The following is a 24,157-nucleotide window of genomic DNA, read 5'->3' as shown; positions in this document are numbered from 1 at the left end:
CCGGTCAAGCGCTACTCCTCGGGTATGTATGTGCGCCTAGCCTTTGCTGTGTCGGCTTTTCTGGAGCCCGAGATTCTGATTGTGGACGAGGTGCTAGCCGTTGGCGACGCCGAGTTTCAGAAGAAGTGCCTCGGAAGGATGAAAGATGTCAGTGTAAATGATGGGCGAACTGTATTATTTGTTAGCCATAATATGGCTGCTGTTAAACAACTATGCACACAGGGACTGATTCTTAAAAATGGAAGTCTGGAGTTTAGTGGTAGTGCACTTGAAGCAATAGAAGTTTACAATAATAACTCATTAACTGAAAGTAAAGGGTTAATGAGTTTAGCTAAAAATCTAACTCCGTTTATTACTGTTGATTCTATAACAGTGAACAATGAGGTGAACTCTCCTATGTTTTATGAGGAGGGTGTTTTCAATATAAAGCTTAAAGGGAGCTGCGCTCAATCAGTGAAATTAAATTTGGAAGTCAGGGTGTTTTCAAATGAAAATACACTTATCTCTTTTTATGCTCCTGGTCATATGAATAATATTCTCATTGAGTTGACAGAGGGTGCTTTTTCTATTGAAGAATCATTGTTGTTTCCTAAAAATATGGCAAACGGAGAGTATTATGTAAACATCTCTCTTTCACAACCTAATGTCGAGAATTACTTCCAACTAAACGAGCTAATCCTTATAAAGGAGGGGTTTCAGACAGATGCAGGCAGATCATTAAATTATAATGAAATAGGTTTCTTCATGATGGAGAAATTGGAAAAGATATAGTATATGATTATTAATCATGAATTACAGTCTATGACTAGAGAGCAGTGGTTAAAGGCTTATAATAAATTAAATAATTCCTATAAAAGGACTATGATATTTAGAATTGGTGCTGAAGCTGGTTTCTTTTCTGAATATAATAATATGGTGCTGGCACTCTTATATTGTTTGAAATATAAGATCAAGTTTGTAATATATTCTAAGGATGCAAATTTTTCTTTAGAAAAAGGTTGGAATGATTTTTTTGAAAGTTTCGGTGCAGAAGCATCTGGTGAATATAATACTATTTATAATCTGAGGCCATATCAAATTGTTCAGACTCCAAAGCGTAATTATCTGACTAAATTTTATAAATTAATAAGTGGTGCTAATTATTTCACTCAAGATCTTTGGGATTTCCATAGGAATAGTAAATTTTCTGAAGAAATATTCGATCTTCCTAGTCTAGGTATGCATAATGCTAGTATTTTGGATGCAACTCAGATTATAATAAAGAATATTTGGGTTTATAGCAGTCAAAGCCGAATTATAATCGAAAAATTAAAATTAAATATTCATTTAAAAGATAATTATGTAGGAATGCACATAAGATCTGGAGATAAGTTTTTGGAGTCAGAGCTTTTTAATATAGATCAATATATTAGTGCTGCTAGTGAGTTGCGTAACATAAAAGACGCTTTTGTTTTAACTGATGACTATACGGTTATTGAGATGTTGAAAGATAAGTATCCTGAATGGAATTTTCAAACTCTCTGTGATGAGTCGGAAAGAGGTTATTTTCATCATGAATTTATAAAATTAACTAAGCTGCAAAAATATGAACAACATTTGAACCTATTTGCCAGTATGGATATTTGCGCAGGTGCTAATAAATTTATAGGCACTTATAGTTCAAATCCTGGCATGTATATGGGTATGAGAATTGGAGAAGAGAAATGCAAATGTCTAGACTATGATTCTTGGTTAATTTGGTAGTTTCTCAATATATGTCAGCTGCTCAATTTAGGAAAGTGTCAAACTCATATTCAGAACATCACGATTTTCCTTTTGCATCTAACCAGCAAAACGGCTGGCCTTGGACTAATTCTTCTGGGTTATTTATTAATAATATTAATGCGCCAAAAATCTCTATCATTACCCCTAGTTATAATCAGGGAAAGTATTTAGAAGAAACTATACGTTCTATAGTTCTGCAGAACTATCCTAATTACGAGATTATTATCATTGATGGTGGTAGTACTGATAATACACTGGAAGTAATTCATAAATATGAAAAATGGATTACTTATTGGGTAAGCGAGAAGGATAGAGGGCAAAGCCACGCTATTAGAAAAGGATTGGCAGTGGCTACAGGAGATATTATCAATTGGATTAACAGTGATGATTTAGTTGCGCCTGGAGCATTCTACCATATCGCAAATGAGTTTGATATTAAAAAGTACGATGTCTTTTGTGGATATTGTGACTATTTTATAAATGATTTGGCTCATCTCGATAAGCGTAATGAAAGAATGGGATTGAGTGCTACAATTGGTCAAACTCTTTTAGCAGTTCATATGAACCAGCCATCGACTTTTTTCAAAGCTTCTGTTTTTAGAAAGTTAGATATAGATGAACAGTTTCGTTATACCATGGACGTGGATATATGGTTCAGATATTTACTTATGGCAGGCAAAGATAAGGTCCTTTTATCAGATAAACTCCTGACATATTTTCGTCTTCACGAGACATCTAAGACAGTAGCTGAAGGCGATTATTTTGGGGGTGATATTCAGAAAGTATTTTATAATATTATGTTAAGTCTACACCAACCTAAAGCACTGTTGGATTTTATAGCACGTGATATTCCTGATAAGTCGAAGTTTGAGCCTCGTCATTACGTGATAGGTATTTCATCGAAAGACATAAAAGATTTTATACGTTATTTCGCTTGGCTAGCTGTGCACTACTACAACGAAGAAGGTAATTATGCCTCTGCTAAAGCGTGTTTGACAGTAGCATATCGCTATGGCCAACCACTGAACTTAACAATGGTGAAACAGTTGATTAAACATTACATGGTTCCTACATTCTTACTTACTAATCACAACAACTGAATTATATTAAATATTTTCTTTCTAGGTGGATAATGAATTGTTGCCTCTAATCAAATAATGTCTTATCCTTTCAAGTAGAACTCATTAAACCTTGTCATATCAAGCCACTGTGTTTCCTGCGTAGTGGTTTTCTTTTTTAAAGAGCAACCAATGCATAATCTGAAACTATTTGTCATAATCCGAAACGAAAACAATGCATCAGGGTTAAGCAAAACACTAGATAGTGTTGCAGTTCAGACCTATACACATATAGAATGCTTGATTGCTGACAATGGTTCTGATGATAATAGTTTAGAAATTATTGAGCGTTATGCTAATGTAATTACACATTGGGTAAGTGAAAAGCATAGCAACCGAGATGTGCTTACAGCCACCTTGCTTACGCATGCAACTGAAGGCTACGTGCTAATCATGAATGCTGGGGCAATTTTGAGCGATGATGCAGTAATAGAAAGGATGATGGAAGGTGCTCAAGGGCATGACTTGCTGTTTGGAAATATAATGAATGTATTTCCTGACGGTAGTCAGCAACTGGCAATTGTACCCGCTAAGCTTGACTTGGAGCCTTACGGTTGGTTACCTGACAGTCTGTTACAAGCTTCCTTCATAAAGCATACTCTATTCACACAGTTCAGCTTTTATGATAAGAACCTAGTACTAACTACAGATTGGACCTTTCTGCTGAAGGTGCTGTTCTGCTCGTCAGCGGTATATGAACATAAAGACATATTAGTGTCATGCCTCCCAGTCGGTAGGCATGGGGGCACTGATAAGCTGTCTAATAATCAGCTGGCCACTAAAGAGAAATACTGGGTCATAGAAAACTATATACCTATAACAATTAAAAATCTGCTACTTGATAGGAATCGATTGAAAAGTTGGGATCATACTATACAGCAATATCCAATAGTAGAAAAGCTATTACGCGTAATACGAAAAGTAACTGCGCAGAAAATAAATTTAATCGAAAATTTGAAGCGGCAATATCGAACTGTCAGAACAAAAATAGATTTGCCCTCATATCGAAGAAAATTCGCTGAGGAATGTTATAATATTCCAATTATTATCAACAACCGAAATCATTTGACATATCTCCAGCGGTTAATTCATTCTTTAGAAAAGAGAGGCTATAAAAATATATATATTCTCGATAATGATTCTGATTATGGCCCATTATTACAGTTTTATAGAGAGACTCCTTATAAAGTATTCCTACTCGGCAAGAATGTTGGTTTTTGTGCGCTTTGGGACACTGAAGTATTTGATTATTTTAAAGATTCATATTACGTCTATACGGATAGCGACTTAGAGTTAGTTGAAGAGTGCCCTAACGATTTTTTAACGGTGCTTCATTATCTCTTGAATAAATATCCGCTAGGGAAAGTAGGGTTGTCGTTGTTAACAGATGATTTACCCGCACATTTCGCCAACCGCGACGAAGTGAGAAGGTGGGAATCTGACTTCCAAAAAAGGAAAGTAGAAGTGCTGGCATGTCAAGCAATGGTAGATACAACATTTGCACTCTATCCTCCTAACCGTTTTGGTGATGCGGGTATGTTACATGCTTTTAGAACTAATATGCCTTATAGCGCACGTCACTTGCCCTGGTATGAAAACACTAGCGCACTTTCTGCAGAACAGAAATATTACTATCAGAATGCCAAGACTTCATCACACTGGAGTAACAAAGTCAAAATAGAATAGAAAGTGTTCGAGTTATTTGACCGCAAAATCTATTTTCTTAATGATTGGTTGATACGTACAAGCCTAGAGCATAGCTAAACATATGCAAACAGGTTTGATACATCTTATTTGATGGTGCTTCATTGATAATCAGTTCTAATGTTATAAATCGGGTTTGTGCATTGCAACGTAGGCCGAGGGTAAAGTATACAACTCACTATTAAAAGGGCCTTAGCCAAATGATTTGCGAATTCTAAAAACTGTGGAGTTCGATTCCAATTAGTCTATGAAGTGCCGCTTACTAATATATCCGTTGCGTAGTAGCGAGTAGTATAGCAGACCTAAATACAAATATTAGTATCGGATAAGTGATACTATGCATTCCTTGAATTGATAATTTATTCACTAATATAGATCGTATGAATGAGCTATATATCACACATGTTCTATTCATAAGTGATGCACATAATGTAACACAAATACATGCTAATACGATTAGGCTATGTTATGATTTATTTTATAAGTGCAACATTGTACACACTTAGGATGGTCCATTCATGCGTCCATGTTCACAATTATGCTACCTTTGTAGCTCGCTAATAGATCTGTAAGTGAGGTTTGTTTGATTTATATACAAATGGGTTTATGCCATTTAATGATGTGCTTTAAATAATTGACCACTAAATCATACACAGTGAATACAGAAGAAAAACCGAAAGTTTCTGTTGTGATTCCGAATTATAATCACGCCGAATTTCTGAAGCAACGAATCGATTCAGTGTTGGGTCAGGAATTTCAGGATTTTGAGGTTATTATTTTAGATGATAATTCCAGAGATAATAGTCGCGTAATTATAGATGCGTACCGTTTTCATCCTAAAGTAAGTCATATTGTTTTTAATGAAGAAAATAGTGGTACTACATTTAAGCAATGGGAGAAGGGTATCTCATTAGCAAAAGGAGAGTGGATATGGATTGCAGAAAGTGATGATTGGTGTGAACCAACTTTATTGAAAACTTTAATGGTAGGTGTTGATAATAGTTGTGTAATTGCTTTCTGCCAATCCTTGGTTGTTCATACTAATGGACAAATATTTTGGAACACTAGTGCCGAAAAACTTGATCAAAGTATTTTGGGTAAAGAGTTTATTTCCAATAAAATGCTACTTGGTAATGCTATAATCAATGCTAGCATGTGTGTATTTAGAAAAGAAGCATTTTATAAAGTAGACAAGTCTTTTACCGATTATAAATTTTGTGGTGATTGGTTGGTTTGGATAGAAATTGCTCTCCAAGGAAATGTGTATAGTTCTGGTAAAATTCTGAATTATTTTCGCAAACACGATAAAGACGTAAGTGGTAACGCTTATGCAAAAGGAATTCTTTACTCAGAGCATTTGCGTCTATTAAATTTTTTGGAATCAAAATATATAATATCAAATCTTGAAAAGCAGGAAGTTATTGTAAAAAAAATAAGGGATATTGCCTCCGACAGTAGAGTTGATAAGGGGTTAATTAATAGAATAAAAATTGAATTTTATAAAAATTTAGATTTTAATTTTTTTTATAAATCGCGCCACATATTAGGTGAAAAATTATTTTTAAAGTCATTATATCCATTCATTTTGAATTATTCTAAAAAATGATAGGAGTTTCAGTCATAGTTTGTTGCTACAACAGCTCTAATAGGCTTAGCGCAACTATAGAGCATTTAGCCAATCAAAAGGTACCTGCTGGTATATTGTGGGAAATAGTGATTGTTGACAATAATTCAACAGATGATACTAAAGAAAGAGCGGCAGTAGAGTGGCGCAAGTACAATTCTACTGTATCGTTCCGCGTAGTAGTTGAGCAAAGCCCAGGACTGTCAGCAGCTCGTGAAAAAGGAATTGAAGAAGCGTTATATGACTATTTAATCTTCTGTGATGATGATAATTGGTTGGATTGTAATTATGTTAATAAAGTTTTTGAACTGCTGAAGGCGCATCCACAAGTTGCAGTTGTAGGAGGTAATAATGTAGCTGTATTTGAAACAGCTCCTCCTGCTTGGATTTCTTTCTTTCAGCATTCTTATGCTATTGGAAACCAAGGGGAAGGTACTTTTGAAATTTTGGAGGGTAATCGATACATAGTGGGTGCTGGAATGGCCTTCAAGAAGGCCGCGTACTTAGATATAAAACGAAAAGCATTTAACTTTTATCTTACTGATAGGATAGGTAATAAGGTAGTGGGGGGGGGGGATGTTGAGCTATGCTTTATATTCAAGCTAGCAGGTTATAAAATAGCGTATAGTGCTGAATTAATATTGCAGCACTACATGCCTAGTGTGCGTATCACGAAGAAGTACCTGACTAATATGTGGCATCAGTACGCACCTTCTTGGTTAGTGTTTGAAGCATATAAAACGGTATTAATATGTGCAGGCAAAGAGACTATTACAGAACGTTATTGGAAGGAACTAGCTCGACAAGCTATTGCAGATGAAGTGAAGTTTTTACCTCAGTATATGTATAGTAAGCTGAGAGGGGATGTTGCATATTATTTGCCTCATGAAACAAAATTTATATATAATTATTATCTGCTACGTAATGCAAGGAGCATAGTGAGAATGATACTGGAGATTCAATCAAAAATTCGGTAAATCAGATTTAAAACATATAGTCGCAGTCTAATAGTAAAAACATCAGATGAAAAGGCGCAACATGGATAATTTCTTAAGTTGCGCATGATAATGAATTGTTTGAGTCAGAGCGAATGAGTGTAAGTCAGATAGCTAATGTAGTTGTAGTGGTGCCTGTGCACAGCCCGCAGCCCTCCAAAAATGAGTTAATAGCATTTGCTCAATGTTTCCGAATATTGAGTGGGCGTACTATAAAGGTACTGGCGCCAACTGGTTTAGCACTGGACGCTTACCGGCAACTAGCTGATTTTGATGTACTATTCATTGATCCTAAATGGTTATCATCAGTTGCTGCATATAATAAGCTTAAGCTAAGTAAGTTTTTTTATAAGTTATTCCACCAGTACGAGTACCTATTAACATACGAATTAGACTGCTTTATATTCCGTGATGAGCTTGATTACTGGTGCTCGCAAGGGTACGATTATATTGGAGCACCTTGGTTTGAGGGATTTAGTAAGGCCACAATTGATTCGCCGATAGTAGGAGTAGGTAATTCGGGTTTTTCACTTCGAAGTGTTAAGACTGCGCGTGAAATTCTTGATAAATTATTTTATCAGAATCCTTTAGATAATCCTAGGGCCGGTGTCGGTGTGAGTATTACGTATGCAAAAGTTGTATATCGTTGGCTGCGTAATCAGTTTGGAGAGAACTATACACTGAAAAGTGCTGGTAATATTCACGAAGACTTTTTCTTTAGCAGAGTCGCGCCTGAGTATTTTACTGAATTTAAATTGCCAATTGCAACTGAAGCCTTAAAATTCAGCTTTGAAATCAATCCGGAAGTATTGCTTACAATGAATAACGGAAACTTGCCGATGGGATGTCATGCTTGGTGGAGATATAATATGCACTTCTGGAAGCCATATATAGAAAGTTTTGGATACGATTTGGAGTAAATGTTAGTGATATTTATTCGTTGTTACTGAATTTTCACTTATTTGTTCTTTTGCATGATCAGCTGGATTGAAAGCTATAAAAAGCTAAATGAATCTTTTAAGAAAAATTTAGTTTTTCGTTTTGGTGTAGAGGCAGGATTTTGTTCTGAATACAATAACATGATTATAGGCATGTTGTACTGCCTGAAAAATAATATTAAATTCGAGTTGTATTCGAAGTATGCTAACTTCTCGAGATATGATGGTTGGAATGATTTCTTTATACCCTTTGTGTCTGTTAATGATCAGAATATCAACAAATATTTTAATTTGCGATATGGTGTGGAAAAAGTTGGTTTATCCTACCCTTTACAATCTATAATCAAACCTCGTTATGTAAGTAAAGCTTATAAATTCATATTTGGTATAACATATCTAACACAAGATCTATGGTCCAAGCAGAGAAATCCTGCCTTAGCATCAGAATTGTTCACCATTCCGGAGCTTGGACTTAACAAAGCTTCTTTAGTTGAAGCCGCTCGTCCATTTATAAATGCATTCTGGAAGTATAACCCTGCAACTGAAACTGTTATTTCATCAATTATAAATACTATTTGTTTGCCGGAAACGTATATAAGTATTCATATAAGGGCTGGTGATAAATCATCTGAAACAAAAACCTATGGTTTTAGCCCATATATGAATCTGGCACAGAAATTTTCCTCTAATAGGAAAGCATTTATAATGACTGATGATTATACAGTCATTGAAAATCTCAGAGAGCATTATCCTCTCTGGGAATTCTATACTCTTTGCACTCCTGCTGAACGAGGTTATTATCAAGATAATTTTGATAAGTTAGAAGGAGAAATTAAGTATCAACATCATCTGCGTTTATTTGCTGAATTAGATATTGCCTCAGCATCTGAGAAGTTTATTGGAACATATAGCTCCAATATCGGCATGTACATGGGTATGCGGATAGGCCCTGAACATTGTTCATGTGTCGACTTTGAACAGTGGGTTATGTGGTAGCTAGATACCATATGAAGTAAACCTATTCTCATAAAGAATCATTTACTTAGGCCTTATGCACTTCAAGTAAAATGGTTTGTATAAAATAGTTCTACATGAAAGCTACATTGCTTGTTCTGAACGAACCCGATTTTTTGCAAAATCGAATCTTTTCTGATCTGCCGATTAATGGTGTAAAGAACTACGGTTATATGTTCGCAGAACTGCGGCGGCAGCTTGCTACCCAGAACATTGACCTAGCAACACAAGATATTAACGCACCCGAGGAGTCTGTGCTCATTATTGGGCTTGATGTGGTAGATTTTTTTCAGACATATCGTCGCAGCCCTAATCAACGACTGTATCTCATGCTTAATGAGCCGGCAACATATTATCCAGAGGTATGGAAAAAAGAAAATCATGAAGTTTTTGATTTGATATTTACCTATGACTATACCTTGGCTAACGGTGAAAAATATATTCACCATTATTTTGCAATCGACTTAGATGAGCTTCCAGCCGCCCGTCTAGTGTCTGAGGAAGAATTCAATAGCAGAGAATTGTGCGTGCTTATGGCCGGCATGTTTCAAACCACTAAGCCAGTGATAGGATCTAATTCTCTACTTTATTCTCGTTATCAAACAGTTAAATGGTTTGCTCGTAATCATCCTGAAGATTTTGCTTTATATAGCCGCGGAATAGAACCGCGGTTGCTACAGAGCTTTAGAGGGTTAGGCTTACTACAACGAGTGTTGCCTAAGCCAATCTTGAAGCAAGTGACAGATACAGTGGTTATGCGCCGAAAAAATGTTTTCGACTTAGTAAGCCGCGGACCAGTTCCCCCAAATGCTAAAATTGATACTTTTCGTAATTATAGATTTGCTATATGCTATGAAAACAGTGCATTTGCTGGTTATATATCTGAAAAAATATTTGACTGCTTTGCTGCTGGTTGTATACCCATCTACTTAGGCGAGCCAGAAATTGACCGTTTTATTCCAAAGGGGTGCTATATCGATAGGAGAGAATTCTCAACAGATGCAGAAATGTATAGATTTATCAAATCTATGTCTTACCAACAGTATCGGCAGTACATTGATGCCGTATTGAAATTTAGCCAAGGTGTTGAACATGATAAATTTGGTTCAATTGCTAATGCACGACGAGTATCATCGGCTATTATGCAAGACTTGGGCATGGCTACTGTTTGATGAAAAAATGTTTTAAATTTAATGTGTGTTAGTATAATATAATAAGCCATTAAAAATAATTTGAAGCGGCTGATGAAGGCAACGCTGTATGTAATAGAAGATTCCGTGTTGCTTCAGAATGGCATTTTCTTCAATGAATCCTTCTATGGCATGAAAAACAATGCTTTCATGTTCTCTGAGCTTCGTAAGCAATTAGCGCAACACAATATTGATTTAGCTACTCAGGATATTAATTTGCCTGAAAATTCTGAGTTGATTATTAGTCTTGATAATAGTATCCCCTTTCAAAACTCTGACTGGCACAAGGACCGTAAAACGTATTTAGTGCTTAGTGAGCCTGCAACATATTACCCGTATAATTGGAGTCCTGCTAACCACAAAGTATTTGATAAGATATTTACCTATGACTATAGCATAGTGGATAACGAGCGTTATTTTCACTATTATTTTGCTATTGATTTAGAAGAGAATAAATTATATCGGCCAGTAACGAAAGATGAATTTGAGAAGCGCAAGCTATGCGTACTGATGGCAGGTTCATTTGGAGTAGTGAAACCACCACACAATTCATCTTCATTGCTGCACGAACGGTATCTTACGCTGAAATGGCTGGCAAAGAATCACCCTGATGAGTTTGACCTCTATAGCCGCATTATTCATCCTAAGACGTATGAGAGCTTTCGTGGACTTGGTATCCTGCAAAAACTGGCTCCATCTTCTATTACCGCTCAACTTACTCGGTTAGCAGCTGCTCGTCGTAAGGCGGTATTCGATATAGTGAATCGCGGTCCGATACCACCTGACCAGAAGATTCCCGTTTTACGCCAGTATCGGTTTAATATTGCTTATGAGAATACCGGTGGCCTACCCGGTTATCTCACCGAGAAAATATTCGACAGCTTTGCAGCCTGCTGCGTTCCGGTGTATTGGGGGGATCCTGACGTAGAGAAGTCGATTCCGAAGGCTTGTTTTATTGACCGGCGTGACTTCAAATCCAACCAGGAGCTTTATCTTTTTCTGAAGCAGATGCAATATCCTGAATACAAACAGTATGCTGATGCTATTACTGATTTTGTGGAAGGAGTTGAGCAAGAGAAATTTGGCTCAGAGGCAAATGCTCGCCGCATTAGCGATGTAATTTTGCGAGATCTATCTTTGTAAATACAGCAATAGCAATTGAGAAGCCGAGGAAGGGAATAGTTGGGGCCCTGTTTTTTTGCTATTATCTTTACCGCCTCATTAGCTAGCTGTTCGCTGCCTGAGAGGCGGCACTGCGCACCACGACTCATTTACTACCAACCATATACCATGAAAGTAGCCCTGATTACGGGTATCACGGGCCAAGACGGCGCGTACCTGGCCGAACTCCTGCTGGAAAAAGGATATGAGGTACACGGCTTGAAGCGCCGCTCCTCGCTCTTCAACACCGACCGGATTGACCACCTGTACCAGGATCCGCACGAAACCAATGTGCGCTTCAAACTGCACTATGGCGACCTCTCGGACTCCACCAACCTAATTCGGATTATCCAGGAAGTGCAGCCCGACGAAATTTATAACCTGGGCGCCATGTCGCACGTGAAGGTGTCGTTCGATACGCCTGAGTACACGGCCAACGCCGATGGTATTGGAACACTACGCTTACTGGAGGCCATTCGAATTCTTGGTTTGACTGAGAAAACCCGTATTTATCAAGCTAGCACCTCAGAACTGTACGGCTTGGTACAGCAAGTTCCCCAGAGCGAAACCACGCCGTTTTACCCCCGCTCGCCATACGCCGTAGCTAAAATGTATGCTTACTGGATTACGGTGAACTACCGCGAAGCCTATGGTATGTATGCTTGCAACGGCATCCTGTTCAACCATGAGTCTCCACTACGCGGCGAAACTTTCGTGACACGCAAGATTACGCGCGGTGTAGCTCGCATTTCCCTGGGTTTGCAGCAAAAGATTTTCTTGGGCAACATCGACGCTAAGCGCGACTGGGGCCATGCCCAAGATTACGTGGAGGCAATGTGGCGCATTTTGCAGCAGGACACGGCTGAGGACTTTGTAATTGCTACTGGCGTTACGACCACAGTGCGTGAGTTTGTGCAGCGCGCCTTTGCCGAAGTAGGCATCGAGGTGGCCTTTACGGGCGAAGGCGTAAACGAGAAAGGCCATGTAGTACGTTGCGACAATCCTACCGCGGGCCTAGAAGTAGGGCAAGTGGTACTGGAAATCGATCCGCGTTATTTCCGCCCAACGGAAGTGGAACTGCTGATTGGTGACCCCACTAAAGCTAAAACCAAGCTCGGTTGGGAGCCTAAGCACGACCTCAACTCACTGGTGAAAGACATGATGGCCGCCGACGTGGCCTTGTTCCAGCGCGACGAGTACCTGCTCAAAGGGGGCCACAAAGTATACAACTACCACGAGTAGCAATTGCCCAGCAAAATAGCGCACAGAGTAGTTTTGCTGGAATAGATAATAAAACGTAGTTAGTGGCAGAAGTCGTCTGAGTGACGATTTCTGCCACTTCTGTTATTCCCCTTTTTGCATGTACAAACGCCTTCGGCAAACAGTGGAAGCCAGCATGAGGCAGCTACGGCAGAAAGGCTCGTTTGCGCAGAATTTTGCCATTACCTTTTCCGGTACAGCAGCGGTGGCGGTGCTCGGCTTTGCGGTTTCACCCATCATGACGCGGCTGTACGGGCCACAGAGCTACGGGCTGTTTGCAGTATTCAATGCCATCATCAGTAACGTAAGCCTATTCTCGACACTGGGATACGCGCCGGCTTTTCTGCTGCCGCGGCAGCGTAGCCGGTTTCTGGCGCTGGTACAATTGACGGTGTTGTTGAGCGTGGCGGCGCTGGCGCTGATGCTGCTGGCTTTTGGGCTGCTGCGGGTGCCCTTGCTGGGCTGGCTGCAGGCCGAGGCGCTGGGCGGATGGTTTTACGTCATTCCGTTTGCAGTATTTGTTTTCAACCTAAACGTGATAATGAGTGCGTGGTATCTGCGTACCAAAGATTTCAAGAAGCGGGCGGGTATTGACGTGGCAACGGCCGTAGCGGGCCGCAGCCTCACGCTGGGCGTAGGGTGGGTAGCCAATGGGCCGGTGGGTGGCCTGTTGCTGGGTGACTTGTTTGCTAAACTCACCATGTTTGGCAGCATGCTGTTCAGTGGTATTCATCGGCAGTTACACGAAATATGGCGCCCGTTTTCGTGGTCTTATATCAGGGCGGTGGCATGGCAGTACCGGGAGTATCCATTCTACGTGATGCCGACTGCTTATTTGGGCAACCTGGCTGGCCAATTGCCAATCTTCTTTCTGACCACTGGTTTTGGAGCCGGGGCCGTTGGGCTGTATGCTTTTTCCACTAGTTTGCTGGAACTGCCTCTCAACCTGATTGGCAACGCAGTGGCTCCGGTATTTCTGCAGAAAGCTACCGAAACCTACCAGCAAGAGCCCGAGCGACTCAAGCACATCTGCCTCGACCTTTACAACAAACTATTTTACTTAGGGCTGTTGCCTTTTGGTATTATTACCGTATTTGGCGACTGGATTTTTCGCTTTGTATTCGGGGCCGAGTGGGAACAGGCAGGCGTGTTTACCGGGTACTTAGGGTATTACTATGTGTTCCGGCTGGCCTCGTATGCTACCAGTCCAGTATATGCAGTGCTACGGCGGCAGCGGTTGGCCTTAGCTGGTACGGCGCTGTTAGTACTGGTTCGGACGGGCAGCTTGTTATTAGGTATTAATATGCATAACCTGAACCTAGGCATGCTGCTTTTCGGGCTCAGTAGCTTGTTGGTTACCTTCCTGGTAGACATGAACATTTTATACCTGCTGAAGCTACCGGTTCTTAAACTGGCTGCCCGCAGCATAGTATTGGTACTAGCCACTTTGGCTCTGTTGTGGGGCGCGCGTGCTGCTTTGGAAGGAATAGCTTCTTGAACATAGAAGTTCTGGGAAACTCAGGCTACAGCTGAATCAGAACCCATTCGTCGGAGTCCAGGCAGAAGCACCGCTCTGGCCCGATGCGCATACCCATATACATACCGGGGTTGGAGTTGTAGGTGCCAATAAACTTTGTGGCGCCCGCCGTAATGTCAATTGCCGCAAATAACTGCAAGTGATGCTGGTATTTCGCCTGCCTGTCTTGTTTCACAAATGCTTTATGGAAATACCCACGTTCTGAAGGAAGGCATAAGGTATGAAACTGCCAGTCAGTGTACTGTTTTCGCAACTGCTCCACCACAGTATAATCGTCAGTCATAACAAAGGCAGTTTGATTGGCGGAAAAGCGGGTTGCTGGCACCATGTACTCGCTGAAATCGTACATCTTTGTTTCCGTAAACTTGTCACCTGCCCGGATGTGTAGACTGATGTACTCCGCCGGCAGCACGACAGTTTGGGTAAGCTGGGCTATTGCCTGGCCGCTCGGCTGGTTGTAATTCCATAAAGCCTTGATGAACCACTGGGTGGCTTCCAGCAATGGCGTCTGCTCGAAGCCAAGCTCCGGAATCGTAAACGTGGTGTGGGCAAAAGATGGGTTGCGGTGATGAGCCCACAGGTCCTGCGTCAGATAATCAACGCCAAATAAGAGCTTGTACGCCGCCGTGATATAGCAGTATTTCACTAGCTTCTGCAGTGGCGCTTCTTTGCTTTGTTCGATGATATATGGCCGCAGGTTGTAGTCTTTGTTGATGCGCTGGGTGTTGGCTGCGCCGAACGGGACAAAAAAATCGTTCCAGCCGTCACGCAGGGCAAAGTGCGTGTGGTCGGAGTACAGTTCGAACCGGATGCCATGCTTCAGGCAGTAAAGCAGAGCCAGCAGCATATTGTTGTATTCCGAAAAAAAACCGGAATCAACGCCCAGCCGAAATATCAGTCGCTTACTGAACGACTGATTCAGAGCATAGTACCGGTTAAGCCATTCGTCGGTTGTCATCGGGAAAAGAAGTAGAGCGGAAGCACAATAGCCTAGGCAAAAGTACCGGCTAGCAGGCCATCAATCTAGCGCCGGAATTGATAGCCAAAGTCCGGCTACCTTTGTACTTCGGTCTGAAACGTCTGATGAAGCGCGCAGTAACTGCGGCGGCACGAGTGTTTCAGTCGGCTTTCATCCTGCCTGCATGCCTACTCCGTTTTTCAGCGTCATTATTCCGACCTACAACCGCGCCGGTTTCATTGCCGACACGCTGCGCTCGGTACTCGCCCAAACGTTTACCGCTTTCGAAGTTATTGTGGTGGATGATGGCAGCAAAGACAATACGGCCGACATCGTGCGCCAGCTGCCCGACCCCCGCCTGCACTACTACGCCAAGGAAAATGGCGAGCGAGGCCTGGCCCGGAACTACGGCGTGGCGCGTGCCCAAGGCGAATATGTACTGTTTCTGGATTCTGATGACCTGCTGCACCCAACGCACCTAGTTACGCTGCACGCGGCTATTCAGGCGCAGAATCAACCCAATTTCATTGCCACCAAGTTCGATTTCAACCGCAACGGGCAGCGTAGCTCCAGTGACCTGGCCGCACTATCGGCCGGCCGCTACGGCCTCGACTTCTTCCTGAACGGTAACGCGCTGGCCTGCAACATCTGTGTGCGCCGCCAGAACCCAGGGCTGAAGCTGTTCGAGGAGGACCGCACGTTTGCGGCGGTGGAAGACTGGATGTTCATGCTGGAAAACACCCAGCACGATACAGTGTACTTGGTGGATGCCGTGACGCTGACCATGAATGACCACGATGCCCGCTCCATGCGCGCCGACAACCAGGGCCTGATTCGGCGCTGGCTCAAGCTCACGGACTGGGTGCGCACCCATGTGCAGCTCACGCCTGCGCAAAGCCAGCAGTTGCAAGGCCACATTCACTATCTGTGCGCCATCCACGCCTATGCTGATAATCACCGGAGTCAAGCTCTTGGGTTTCTGCGGCAGGCTTGGCCCCGGCTGCCGCTACGCAAGGCGCTGCCGCTGGCCGGGCGCATTCTGGCCGGGCCGCAGCTCATTGGCTGGCTGAAAGGAATGCGCGGCCAGTAAATACGTACTCGATACTCAACTGATGAATCTGCTGTTTTTAAGTTATTGGGGCCTAGAAGACGGACTGACGGTTTCCACCGTGTTTCCGCATTTGCGCCTGCTCCAGCAAATGCCCGAAGTCCAGAAAATTCTGTTCGTGACCATTGAGCGAGGAGCCAGTGCTAGCCGGGAGCTGCATTTTGCGCCGGGGTTTGCTACCAATAAAATTACGTTTGCACCGCTGCGAAGCCGCCAGAACCAGCCGCTGTTGCTCAACAAAATCGACGATTTTGTGCGCTTCCCAAACGAGCTGATTGAGCTGGTGAAAGAGCATAATATTGACGTACTGCTGGGCCGTGGGGCACCCGCCGGGGCGCTGGCGTATCTGGTGTGGAAGAAAACCCGTACGCCTTTTCTGGTGGAGTCGTTTGAGCCGCACGCTGACTATATGCTAGAATCGGGAGTGTGGAAAAGCTACGACCCGCGCTACCTGTTTCAGCGTCATTGGGAGAAAAAGCAGAAGCAGCTGGCTGTGGGCCTGATGCCGGTAGCTGAAAACTACCGCCGCCAGCTGGTGCAGGAAGGAGTGCCTGGGCCGCGCATCGTAACGGTGCCGTGCTCGGTGAATGTGCCAGATTTCAGCTTCGACCCCGCTCGCCGGCAGCAGGTCCGCGCCCGGTTAGGTATAGACCAGGCGGCTCCGGTCGGTATCTACGTAGGCAAGTTCGGCGACATCTACTATGATGCCGAAGCCTTCGAGCTGTTTCGGGATGCAGCCGCGCATTTTGGGCCAGCATTTCGGCTGCTGATACTCACGCCTAATCCGGAAGCGGAGGTCCGCGCCAAATTAGCCAACGTCGGCTTCACCGCTGAGCAGGCGTTCGTTACCAAAGCGCCTCACGCTGAAGTGCCAGGCTACCTCTCGGCGGCCGACTTTGCGTTTGCTACCATCAAGCCTGCTGAATGCCGCCGGTTCTGTTCACCTATTAAGGTGGGGGAATATTGGGCGGCCGGGCTGCCCGTACTGCTCACCGAAGGCGTCGGCGACGACAGCGACATTATTCAGCAGGAGGGGGGGGGAGCCATCTTCAACCTCGACCGGCCTGCTACCGTTCCAGCTGCTATTCAACAGATTGCAACGCTCTTACAGCAGCCTGATTACCGCAACACTATCCGGCAGTTGGCTATGCGGTACCGTACGGTAGCCAGGGCGCAGGAAGCCTACGAACAGCTATTACTGCCTCTGGCCAGTCGGCCAGCGTAACCAGCGCTGTGCCTAACTGTTGCCGTCCAATGTCCGAATCAATTAAAAAAGTCGCCGTTCTGCAATCCAATTACCTGCCCTGGCGCGGGTATTTCGATTTGATTGCCAGCGTCGATGAGTTCATTGTGTACGACGACATGCAGTACACTAAAAACGACTGGCGCAACCGTAACCGCATCCGCACGGCGCATGGTACGCAGTGGCTAACCGTGCCCGTGCGCCGCAACACGTTGCAGCAGCGTATCCGCGACACGCAGGTGCTGGACCGCCGTTGGGCTGCCCAGCATTGGCGCACGCTCAGTCAGGCATACGCGCGAGCCAGGCATTTCCAGTTCGGCCGTGAGTTACTGGCTGGCTTATATGCCCGAGCGGCTGCACTGGATTATCTAACCGATATCAACCTGCTTTTCCTGACGACCATCTGTGAGCAGTTGGGCATCCGTACCCGCATCAGCCACTGCTCTGAATACGTTTATGATCCTACTGCTGACCGTACTACTCGGCTGGTGCAGCTGGTGCAGGCAGTTGGAGGCCGCCGGTATCTATCGGGGCCGGCTGCGCGGCAGTATCTAAGTGAAGAGCAACTAGCAGAGGCGAGTATCGGAGTGGAATGGATGGACTACGCCGGGTACCCCACGTACCCGCAAGTGCATAGCGGGCCGTTTGAGCCAGCCGTATCCATTGTGGACGTTTTGTTTAATACGGGGCCAGCCGCTGCGCAATACCTTCGGAAGGTTAATCAAAATTCAGCAACCGGAGCCTTATGAACACCCGCTCCACATACTCGCTCAACTATTCCGTAGTGATACCTGTATTTCAAGGACAGGATACCTTACGGCCATTGGTAGAGCAACTGCGGGCGTTTTTCGAGGAAGCCGGCTACTCATACGAGCTGATTCTGGTGCACGACGGCGGCCATCTTGCCGCCTGGACAGTAATGCAGCTGCTGCGGCAGGAGTTGGGTGCAGATACCGTAAAAGCCATTCGGCTCTCGCGAAACTTCGGGCAGCACAACGCGCTGCTTTGCGGCTTTCGACACGCTCAGGGGCAATTTATTGTCACGCTCGACGAAGATTTGCAGCACGTTCCGGCCGATATCACTCAACTGATTCAACGGCAGGCCGAGGGTGATTTTGACGTGGTGTATGGCTGCTACATAGTGCGGCAACATGCGGGCTGGCGCAATGTCACGTCGGGGCTGCTGCGGCAGCTGCTGCGTGTGGGTATCCCAGAACTGCACCCCGACTATTCCGCGTTTCGCCTACTGAAAACCGAAGTGGCCCGGCACTGCCTGGGTATGCGCAATTCCTATACTTTTCTCGATGGTTACTTAACCTGGGTAACCAGTAGTGTAGCCAGCGTACCGGTAGCGCATCAGCCGCGCCTAGTGGGCCGCAGCAGCTACACCCTAGGGCGGTTGGTGCGGCATTCCATCAATATCTTCTTCACCTTCTCCGACTTACCGGTGCGGCTGCTGTCGTATGCGTCGTTGCTGGTATTTGTGCTTACTACGCTCTATTCCAGTTATATCCTGCTGCGGAAGCTGTTTTATAATGACCTGTTGCCAGGTTTCGCCTCGCTTATCGTGGCTATTGGGGTAGGGGTGGGAATGCTGCTGTTGGGCATGGGCATCCTCGGCGAGTATATTCACCGCATCAATCTCAAAACAACCCGTCGCCCCGATTTCATCGAGGCCGAAACGCTGGAATAGTTTGGTAGATTAGGGGTTATGCGAAAAATAAGAATTGGCTTTCTTGTATCTGGAAAGGGAGGAACACTTAAGTTCATCCACTTGGCCGCACAAAAGATGAACCTGCCTTTCGAGGTGACTACTGTGCTAGCAGACCGGGCCTGTGGTGCCTTGGAGTATGCCCGTACAGCCGGCTTGCCATGCCAGCAGATAAATTACAAGCGAAATAATACCGAAGAGCTACGAGAGGCTTTGCATAAAGCATCGCCCGATGTAGTAATTACTAATATTCACAAGATTATTGATGCGGAAACCCTCCGCTTGTTGCCTAACCTATTTATTAATTTGCATTACTCGCTTCTGCCTGCATTCAAGGGATTGATTGGAATGCAAACACTTGAGCAAGCGCGCCTTATCAATGCAACGATAGTTGGTGCAACTTGCCACGAGCTAAATGAGCAAGTAGATAGCGGCCGTTGCCTTTCTCAAGTTGCAATGGCAGTTGATTGGAATGCAGATGAATTGAGTGAAGTTGCTGAACTCATATTTAGAGCAGCAAACAGCATTTTATTGCAAGAACTAATACAGCGAGCGTCCGGTGTGCGGTCGGGTAGTTCAACGGTTTGCGTTATGCTGGAAAGGCACTTGACTTTCACACCCGCGTTGAGTTATAGCCTCAATGAATTTGACGAAGCATTCTGGCAAAACATAAAAGCATCGTAGGTGTCAGGTAGTGTAGCCATTGATTCGCTGGAATCCTGCTAGTTTTGCCGCCCCGCCTCCGGGTGGTTTATGTCGGCCTTTATGCTTATTCCGTTCAACAAGCCTTACTTCGTGGGTACCGAAACCCGCTACATCGAGGAGGCCGTGCGTTCCGGTAAGCTGTCTGGCGACGGAGCATTCACCCGGCGTTGCGAGCAGTGGCTACAGCACCACTTAGGCGTACCCCGCGTGCTCCTAACTACCTCGGGTACCGATGCGCTGGAATTGGCCGCCTTGCTTCTCGACCTAGAGCCCGGCGACGAGGTCCTACTCCCTAGCTTCACGTTTTCGTCTACGGCCACGGCGTTTGCGTTGCGGGGGGCTAAGCTAATCTTTGTTGATAGCTCATCCGACAGTCCGGCCATGGATACCACTCAGTTGGAAGCCTTGGTTACGCCTCGTACCCGCGCCATTGTGCCTGTGCATTATGCCGGCGTAGCCTGCGACATGGAGGCCGTACGCGCAGTAGCTGAGCGCCACGGACTTGATGTAGTGGAAGATGCTGCTCAAGCCCTGGATGGCAACTTTCGGGGGCAGCCGCTGGGCACCTTGGGAGCTTTAGGTGCATTTTCTTTCCACGAAACCAAGAACGTGACGGCCGGTGGGGAAGGCGGTATGCTGGCCATTACCGATCTGCAGTTGGTAGCGCGGGCCGAGATTCTGCGCGAAAAAGGCACCAACCGCGCCGCTTTTTTCCGGGGCGAAGTGGCTAAGTATAGCTGGGTGGATATTGGCTCTTCATTTCTGCCAGCCGAAATAAACGCGGCATTTTTGTGGGCACAGCTAGAGGACCTGGAGGCAATTCAGCAGCGCCGTCGAGCCATTTGGGTACGGTATTTTGCGGAGTTGCAGCCCTTGGCGCAATTGGGTGTAGGGCTGCCATTTGTGCCCGACTATACCGCGCAAAACGGCCATTTATTTTACCTGGTTTGCCGCAATTTGACTGAGCGCACTGCTTTGATTGCTGAATTGAAGCAACAAGACATCACCGCCATTTTTCATTACCAACCCCTGCACAGCAGCCCCTACTACGCCTCTCGCCACGATGGTCGACCATTGCCTTGGGCCGAGCACTACGCCGATTGTCTGGTTCGGCTACCTTTGTACACGGAACTGGAAGAAAGCCAGCAGCAACGCATTATTCAGGCGGTGCTCCGTTTCTACCAGGTGTTATAGTTTGTTTTCAGCTTGCCCTTCTGCCGCGTATGCGCATTCTTTTTGTGGTTCCTTACCCGCCTGGCAAGGCCCCGTCGCAGCGGTTCCGGTTCGAGCAATATCTCGACTTTCTGCCCGAGGCCGGACATACGTATCATCTCGCCCCCTTTCTGTCCGATGCTACCTGGGCTATCCTTTATAAGCCTGGGCATACGGTAGCCAAGGTGCTGGGTATTCTGCTGGGTTTTTTGCGGCGGGCAATGCTGCTATTTACCGTGCCTGGCTATGAGTACGTGTTCATTCACCGCGAAGCAGGCCCCATCGGCCCCCCGCTTTTTGAGTGGATTGTTGCCAAGGTTTTGCGGAAGCGAATCATTTACGATTTCGATGATGCCATCTGGATGAAAGATCCGGCCGGGGAACAGACATTCATTAGCAGGTTGAAATGGCAGCAGAAAGTAGGGCAGATTTGCCGTTGGGCCTACAAAGTGAGCTGCGGCAACGCCTACTTGTGTGCTTATGCCCGTCAATTCAACCCGCACTGCATCATCAACCCTACTACTCTTGACACCGAGCACCTGCATAACCGTATCCGGAACCAGCAACAGGTAGCACGGCCCATTATTGGTTGGACGGGTACGCATACCACCTTACGCCACCTCGATTTGGTATGGCCTGTGCTTAGCCGCCTGGAACAAGAAGGCTATGATTTTGAATTTCGTGTTATTTCCAACCAGCCTCCCACGCATACTGATCTACGCAGTCTTACTTACGTGCCTTGGCAGAAGGCCACTGAAATAGCCGATTTAGGCGAGTTTCATGTTGGGCTGATGCCGTTGGTTGATGACCCTTGGGCCCGCGGAAAATGCGCTTTCAAAGCGCTACAATACATGTCATTGGGAATGCCGGCGCTGGTATCACCAGTGGGAATGAACACAGAAGTGGTGCAGGACAACTACAACGGCTTCGTGTGCGACGATCAGGAACAGTGGTACGCGGCGCTGCGCCAACTACTGGCCGACCAGAATCTCCGCGCTAGCCAAGGTGCGGCGGCGCGCCGTACTATTGTAGAACGCTATTCTGTGGCATCCAATAAAGAAAACTTTCTGGCTCTGTTCAGCTAAGCCATTCCGCTACCTATGCAAGTACAAACAGCCCAGCCCAGACAAGAGCAAGGTCGATTTGTTATTTCACTTGACTTTGAAATCAACTGGGGCGTGCGCGACCAGCAGACCTTAACGCAATACGGCGCTAATCTGCTAGGGGTACGGCAGGCAATACCTGCCATGTTGGCGCTGTTCGAGGAGTTTCAGCTGCGCGTAACCTGGGCTACCGTAGGGCTGCTGTTTTTTGGGAATAAGGCTGATATGCTGGCTCATTTGCCCACCGTTCGCCCAGAATATGCCGATACCAATCTGTCGCCATACTTAGCTTTAGAGCAAGTAGGAGAGGATGAAGCCACCGACTCCTACCATTTCGGTAGCTCACTGATTGCGCAAATTCGTCGGACGCCAGGCCAGGAAATGGCTACCCATACTTTCTGCCACTACTATTGCTTGGAGCGTGGGCAAACAGCCACCTCTTTTCGTGCCGACTTGGAAGCCGCTGTGCGAGTGGCACAGGAACAGGGCATGGAATTGCGCAGCCTCGTGTTTCCGCGTAACCAATACAATGCCGAGTACCTAACGGTGTGCCAGGAATTAGGTATCACGAGCTACCGGGGCAATGAAAACTCGTGGATTTACAAAGAGCGGAGCGAAGAGCAGCAGAGCCTTTACAAACGCGGTGCCCGGCTCTTGGATGCCTACGTTAGCCTTTCGGGGCATAACTGCCACTCTTTGCAGCAGATTGCGCGACAGTTTCCTTATAACATCCCAGCTAGCCGGTTTTTGCGGCCCTGGTCTGGGCAACTGCAAGCACTGGAAAGCTTGCGCCTGCGCCGCATCTTGAGTGGCATGACGCATGCAGCCCGGCATGGGCAGGTGTTTCATTTGTGGTGGCATCCCCACAATTTTGGGGTGAACATCCCGCAGAACATGGCCGTACTTCGGCGCATAGCCAAGCATTACCAACATTTGCATACTACTTACGGAATGCAAAGCCAATCTATGGGTGATATGGCTGCCGAATTACAAGGTCACGCGCCTGTTACTGCCAACTGATGAGCTACTCTGATTCCCCCGCCAAAAAAATAGTCGTTCTCGCCGGCCCCGGCGAATCCACCGACATTTTATTTCATGCGCTTGATAAGGAATTCGGGGTTCACCGCATCATCGTAGAAACCCCTATCGGCCAGAAGCAATTGCTGAAGCGGCGTGCTCAGAAGCTAGGCTATGCCACTGTAGCCGGACAGATTCTATTCAAATTACTGATTGCGCTGCCCCTGAGTCGCTCTTCGCAGCCCAGATTGCAAGCAATCAAAAAACAGGAACACCTCGATGACCGACCATTACCTGAAAACCGCGTCATTCGGGTTTCATCGGTTAACTCTCCTGAGTGCATAGCGCAACTGCAAGAACTACAGCCTGATGTTGTCGTAGTGAATGGCACTCGTATCATTGCGAAGAAAGTGCTGACTAGCATATCCTGTAAATTCATTAATACTCATGCAGGTATCACGCCGCTTTACCGAGGAGTACATGGCGGCTATTGGGCCCTCGCCAACCAAGACCCGCAGCATTGTGGGGTTTCGGTACATTTAGTGGACCCTGGAATTGATACGGGGGACATTATTGCACAGGCCCTAATCCATCCTACCGCCGAGGATAATTTTGTCACGTATCCTCTGTTGCAACTAGCTGCTGGCTTGCCTTTATTGAAGCAAGCAGTACGAGACGCGTTGTACCAAGATGTGAAGCTCCAACCAACTCCAACTGGCACATCCAAACTCTGGTCGCACCCTACTTTAGCTGAGTATCTTAAGAACCGCCGCAACGGTGTATTCTAAGACATAC

The 24,157-nt window shown here is 45.5% G+C and carries 22 protein-coding genes; 21 read left to right on the top strand and 1 reads right to left on the bottom strand.

Annotated features, from left to right (window positions below):
* The 12 genes from G536_RS33070 to G536_RS0112750 all read left to right on the top strand — a co-directional run.
* Window positions 1–771 (top strand): ABC transporter ATP-binding protein (locus G536_RS33070; protein WP_425402135.1); only part of this gene is annotated, 771 nt, incomplete at its 5' end.
* Between the two features lie 3 nt (window positions 772–774).
* Entirely contained in the window at window positions 775–1,743 is a 969-nt protein-coding gene (locus G536_RS0112800; protein WP_022823996.1) for an O-fucosyltransferase family protein, read from the top strand.
* Window positions 1,744–1,754: 11 nt separating this feature from the next.
* A complete protein-coding gene (locus tag G536_RS30650; RefSeq protein WP_051166948.1) occupies window positions 1,755–2,864 on the top strand; it encodes a glycosyltransferase family 2 protein in 1,110 nt (369 codons plus the stop codon).
* Between the two features lie 150 nt (window positions 2,865–3,014).
* Complete coding sequence (locus G536_RS31805) at window positions 3,015–4,568, top strand: glycosyltransferase (RefSeq protein ID WP_022823994.1); 1,554 nt, start codon at window positions 3,015–3,017, stop codon at window positions 4,566–4,568.
* Between the two features lie 673 nt (window positions 4,569–5,241).
* Complete coding sequence (locus G536_RS27675) at window positions 5,242–6,192, top strand: glycosyltransferase family 2 protein (protein WP_169515095.1); 951 nt, start codon at window positions 5,242–5,244, stop codon at window positions 6,190–6,192.
* Complete coding sequence (locus tag G536_RS0112780; protein ID WP_022823992.1) at window positions 6,189–7,187, top strand: glycosyltransferase; 999 nt, start codon at window positions 6,189–6,191, stop codon at window positions 7,185–7,187. The genes G536_RS27675 and G536_RS0112780 overlap by 4 nt, the downstream gene beginning before the upstream one ends.
* Before the next feature lie 113 nt (window positions 7,188–7,300).
* Window positions 7,301–8,125, top strand: coding sequence for a DUF5672 family protein (locus tag G536_RS0112775; protein WP_157530604.1), 825 nt, complete (start codon window positions 7,301–7,303; stop codon window positions 8,123–8,125).
* A 54-nt stretch (window positions 8,126–8,179) separates the two neighbouring features.
* Entirely contained in the window at window positions 8,180–9,139 is a 960-nt protein-coding gene (locus G536_RS0112770; protein WP_022823990.1) for an O-fucosyltransferase family protein, read from the top strand.
* 95 nt (window positions 9,140–9,234) lie between these two features.
* The gene (locus G536_RS0112765; protein WP_033370107.1) at window positions 9,235–10,329 is read left to right on the top strand and encodes a glycosyltransferase family 10 domain-containing protein; all 1,095 of its coding nucleotides are present in this window, start codon (window positions 9,235–9,237) and stop codon (window positions 10,327–10,329) included.
* A gap of 72 nt (window positions 10,330–10,401) precedes the next feature.
* Window positions 10,402–11,490: a glycosyltransferase family 10 domain-containing protein gene (locus tag G536_RS0112760; RefSeq protein ID WP_022823988.1), complete on the top strand. Its 1,089-nt coding sequence runs from the start codon at window positions 10,402–10,404 to the stop codon at window positions 11,488–11,490.
* Window positions 11,491–11,637: 147 nt separating this feature from the next.
* The gene (gene gmd, locus G536_RS0112755; RefSeq protein WP_022823987.1) at window positions 11,638–12,750 is read left to right on the top strand and encodes a GDP-mannose 4,6-dehydratase; all 1,113 of its coding nucleotides are present in this window, start codon (window positions 11,638–11,640) and stop codon (window positions 12,748–12,750) included.
* A gap of 118 nt (window positions 12,751–12,868) precedes the next feature.
* On the top strand, window positions 12,869–14,266 hold the full coding sequence (locus tag G536_RS0112750) for a lipopolysaccharide biosynthesis protein (RefSeq protein WP_022823986.1): 1,398 nt from the start codon (window positions 12,869–12,871) through the stop codon (window positions 14,264–14,266).
* Window positions 14,267–14,291: 25 nt separating this feature from the next.
* Here G536_RS0112750 and G536_RS0112745 read toward each other — a convergent pair whose 3' ends face one another.
* The gene (locus G536_RS0112745; RefSeq protein ID WP_022823985.1) at window positions 14,292–15,263 is read right to left on the bottom strand and encodes a hypothetical protein; all 972 of its coding nucleotides are present in this window, start codon (window positions 15,261–15,263) and stop codon (window positions 14,292–14,294) included.
* A gap of 184 nt (window positions 15,264–15,447) precedes the next feature.
* Between G536_RS0112745 and G536_RS30645 the strand changes: the two genes are divergently transcribed.
* The 9 genes from G536_RS30645 (at window position 15,448) to G536_RS0112700 (ending at window position 24,150) form a co-directional block, all read left to right on the top strand.
* Entirely contained in the window at window positions 15,448–16,353 is a 906-nt protein-coding gene (locus G536_RS30645; protein ID WP_022823984.1) for a glycosyltransferase family 2 protein, read from the top strand.
* Window positions 16,354–16,375: 22 nt separating this feature from the next.
* Window positions 16,376–17,596, top strand: a complete 1,221-nt coding sequence (locus G536_RS0112735) for a glycosyltransferase (RefSeq protein WP_022823983.1) — start codon at window positions 16,376–16,378, stop codon at window positions 17,594–17,596.
* 29 nt (window positions 17,597–17,625) lie between these two features.
* A complete protein-coding gene (locus G536_RS0112730) occupies window positions 17,626–18,363 on the top strand; it encodes a WbqC family protein (protein WP_051166946.1) in 738 nt (245 codons plus the stop codon).
* On the top strand, window positions 18,360–19,307 hold the full coding sequence (locus tag G536_RS0112725) for a glycosyltransferase family 2 protein (protein WP_022823981.1): 948 nt from the start codon (window positions 18,360–18,362) through the stop codon (window positions 19,305–19,307). Before G536_RS0112730 ends, G536_RS0112725 begins: the two co-directional genes overlap by 4 nt.
* Before the next feature lie 18 nt (window positions 19,308–19,325).
* A complete protein-coding gene (locus tag G536_RS30640) occupies window positions 19,326–20,009 on the top strand; it encodes a formyltransferase family protein (RefSeq protein WP_022823980.1) in 684 nt (227 codons plus the stop codon).
* Between the two features lie 81 nt (window positions 20,010–20,090).
* On the top strand, window positions 20,091–21,224 hold the full coding sequence (gene rffA / locus G536_RS0112715; protein WP_026880125.1) for a dTDP-4-amino-4,6-dideoxygalactose transaminase: 1,134 nt from the start codon (window positions 20,091–20,093) through the stop codon (window positions 21,222–21,224).
* Window positions 21,225–21,253: 29 nt separating this feature from the next.
* Window positions 21,254–22,327, top strand: a complete 1,074-nt coding sequence (locus G536_RS0112710; RefSeq protein ID WP_022823978.1) for a glycosyltransferase family 4 protein — start codon at window positions 21,254–21,256, stop codon at window positions 22,325–22,327.
* 15 nt (window positions 22,328–22,342) lie between these two features.
* On the top strand, window positions 22,343–23,365 hold the full coding sequence (locus G536_RS0112705; protein ID WP_022823977.1) for a polysaccharide deacetylase family protein: 1,023 nt from the start codon (window positions 22,343–22,345) through the stop codon (window positions 23,363–23,365).
* Window positions 23,365–24,150 (top strand): formyl transferase, encoded by a 786-nt coding sequence (locus G536_RS0112700; protein ID WP_022823976.1) that lies wholly within the window; start codon window positions 23,365–23,367, stop codon window positions 24,148–24,150. Before G536_RS0112705 ends, G536_RS0112700 begins: the two co-directional genes overlap by 1 nt.
* Window positions 24,151–24,157 lie beyond the last annotated feature (7 nt).

Origin of the sequence: Hymenobacter norwichensis DSM 15439, from assembly GCF_000420705.1 — a bacterium.
GTDB classification, from domain to species: domain Bacteria; phylum Bacteroidota; class Bacteroidia; order Cytophagales; family Hymenobacteraceae; genus Hymenobacter; species Hymenobacter norwichensis.
The sequence above is the reverse complement of the archived record's forward strand: the minus strand, read 5'-3'. Positions and strand labels throughout refer to the sequence as shown.

Excerpts from the sequence above, each read along its gene's own strand:
- G536_RS0112750 (WP_022823986.1), top strand. The coding sequence starts at position 12,869 with ATGTACAAACGCCTTCGGCAAACAGTGGAAGCCAGCATGAGGCAGCTA.
- gmd (WP_022823987.1), top strand. The coding sequence starts at position 11,638 with ATGAAAGTAGCCCTGATTACGGGTATCACGGGCCAAGACGGCGCGTAC.
- G536_RS0112745 (WP_022823985.1), bottom strand. The coding sequence starts at position 15,263 with ATGACAACCGACGAATGGCTTAACCGGTACTATGCTCTGAATCAGTCG.
- G536_RS31805 (WP_022823994.1), top strand. The coding sequence starts at position 3,015 with ATGCATAATCTGAAACTATTTGTCATAATCCGAAACGAAAACAATGCA.
- G536_RS0112730 (WP_051166946.1), top strand. The coding sequence starts at position 17,626 with ATGTCCGAATCAATTAAAAAAGTCGCCGTTCTGCAATCCAATTACCTG.
- G536_RS0112700 (WP_022823976.1), top strand. The coding sequence starts at position 23,365 with ATGAGCTACTCTGATTCCCCCGCCAAAAAAATAGTCGTTCTCGCCGGC.
- G536_RS0112765 (WP_033370107.1), top strand. The coding sequence starts at position 9,235 with ATGAAAGCTACATTGCTTGTTCTGAACGAACCCGATTTTTTGCAAAAT.
- G536_RS0112705 (WP_022823977.1), top strand. The coding sequence starts at position 22,343 with ATGCAAGTACAAACAGCCCAGCCCAGACAAGAGCAAGGTCGATTTGTT.
- G536_RS0112710 (WP_022823978.1), top strand. The coding sequence starts at position 21,254 with ATGCGCATTCTTTTTGTGGTTCCTTACCCGCCTGGCAAGGCCCCGTCG.
- G536_RS30640 (WP_022823980.1), top strand. The coding sequence starts at position 19,326 with ATGCGAAAAATAAGAATTGGCTTTCTTGTATCTGGAAAGGGAGGAACA.
- G536_RS0112760 (WP_022823988.1), top strand. The coding sequence starts at position 10,402 with ATGAAGGCAACGCTGTATGTAATAGAAGATTCCGTGTTGCTTCAGAAT.
- G536_RS0112775 (WP_157530604.1), top strand. The coding sequence starts at position 7,301 with ATGAGTGTAAGTCAGATAGCTAATGTAGTTGTAGTGGTGCCTGTGCAC.
- rffA (WP_026880125.1), top strand. The coding sequence starts at position 20,091 with ATGCTTATTCCGTTCAACAAGCCTTACTTCGTGGGTACCGAAACCCGC.
- G536_RS0112735 (WP_022823983.1), top strand. The coding sequence starts at position 16,376 with ATGAATCTGCTGTTTTTAAGTTATTGGGGCCTAGAAGACGGACTGACG.
- G536_RS30645 (WP_022823984.1), top strand. The coding sequence starts at position 15,448 with ATGCCTACTCCGTTTTTCAGCGTCATTATTCCGACCTACAACCGCGCC.
- G536_RS0112770 (WP_022823990.1), top strand. The coding sequence starts at position 8,180 with ATGATCAGCTGGATTGAAAGCTATAAAAAGCTAAATGAATCTTTTAAG.
- G536_RS30650 (WP_051166948.1), top strand. The coding sequence starts at position 1,755 with ATGTCAGCTGCTCAATTTAGGAAAGTGTCAAACTCATATTCAGAACAT.
- G536_RS0112800 (WP_022823996.1), top strand. The coding sequence starts at position 775 with ATGATTATTAATCATGAATTACAGTCTATGACTAGAGAGCAGTGGTTA.
- G536_RS0112725 (WP_022823981.1), top strand. The coding sequence starts at position 18,360 with ATGAACACCCGCTCCACATACTCGCTCAACTATTCCGTAGTGATACCT.
- G536_RS0112780 (WP_022823992.1), top strand. The coding sequence starts at position 6,189 with ATGATAGGAGTTTCAGTCATAGTTTGTTGCTACAACAGCTCTAATAGG.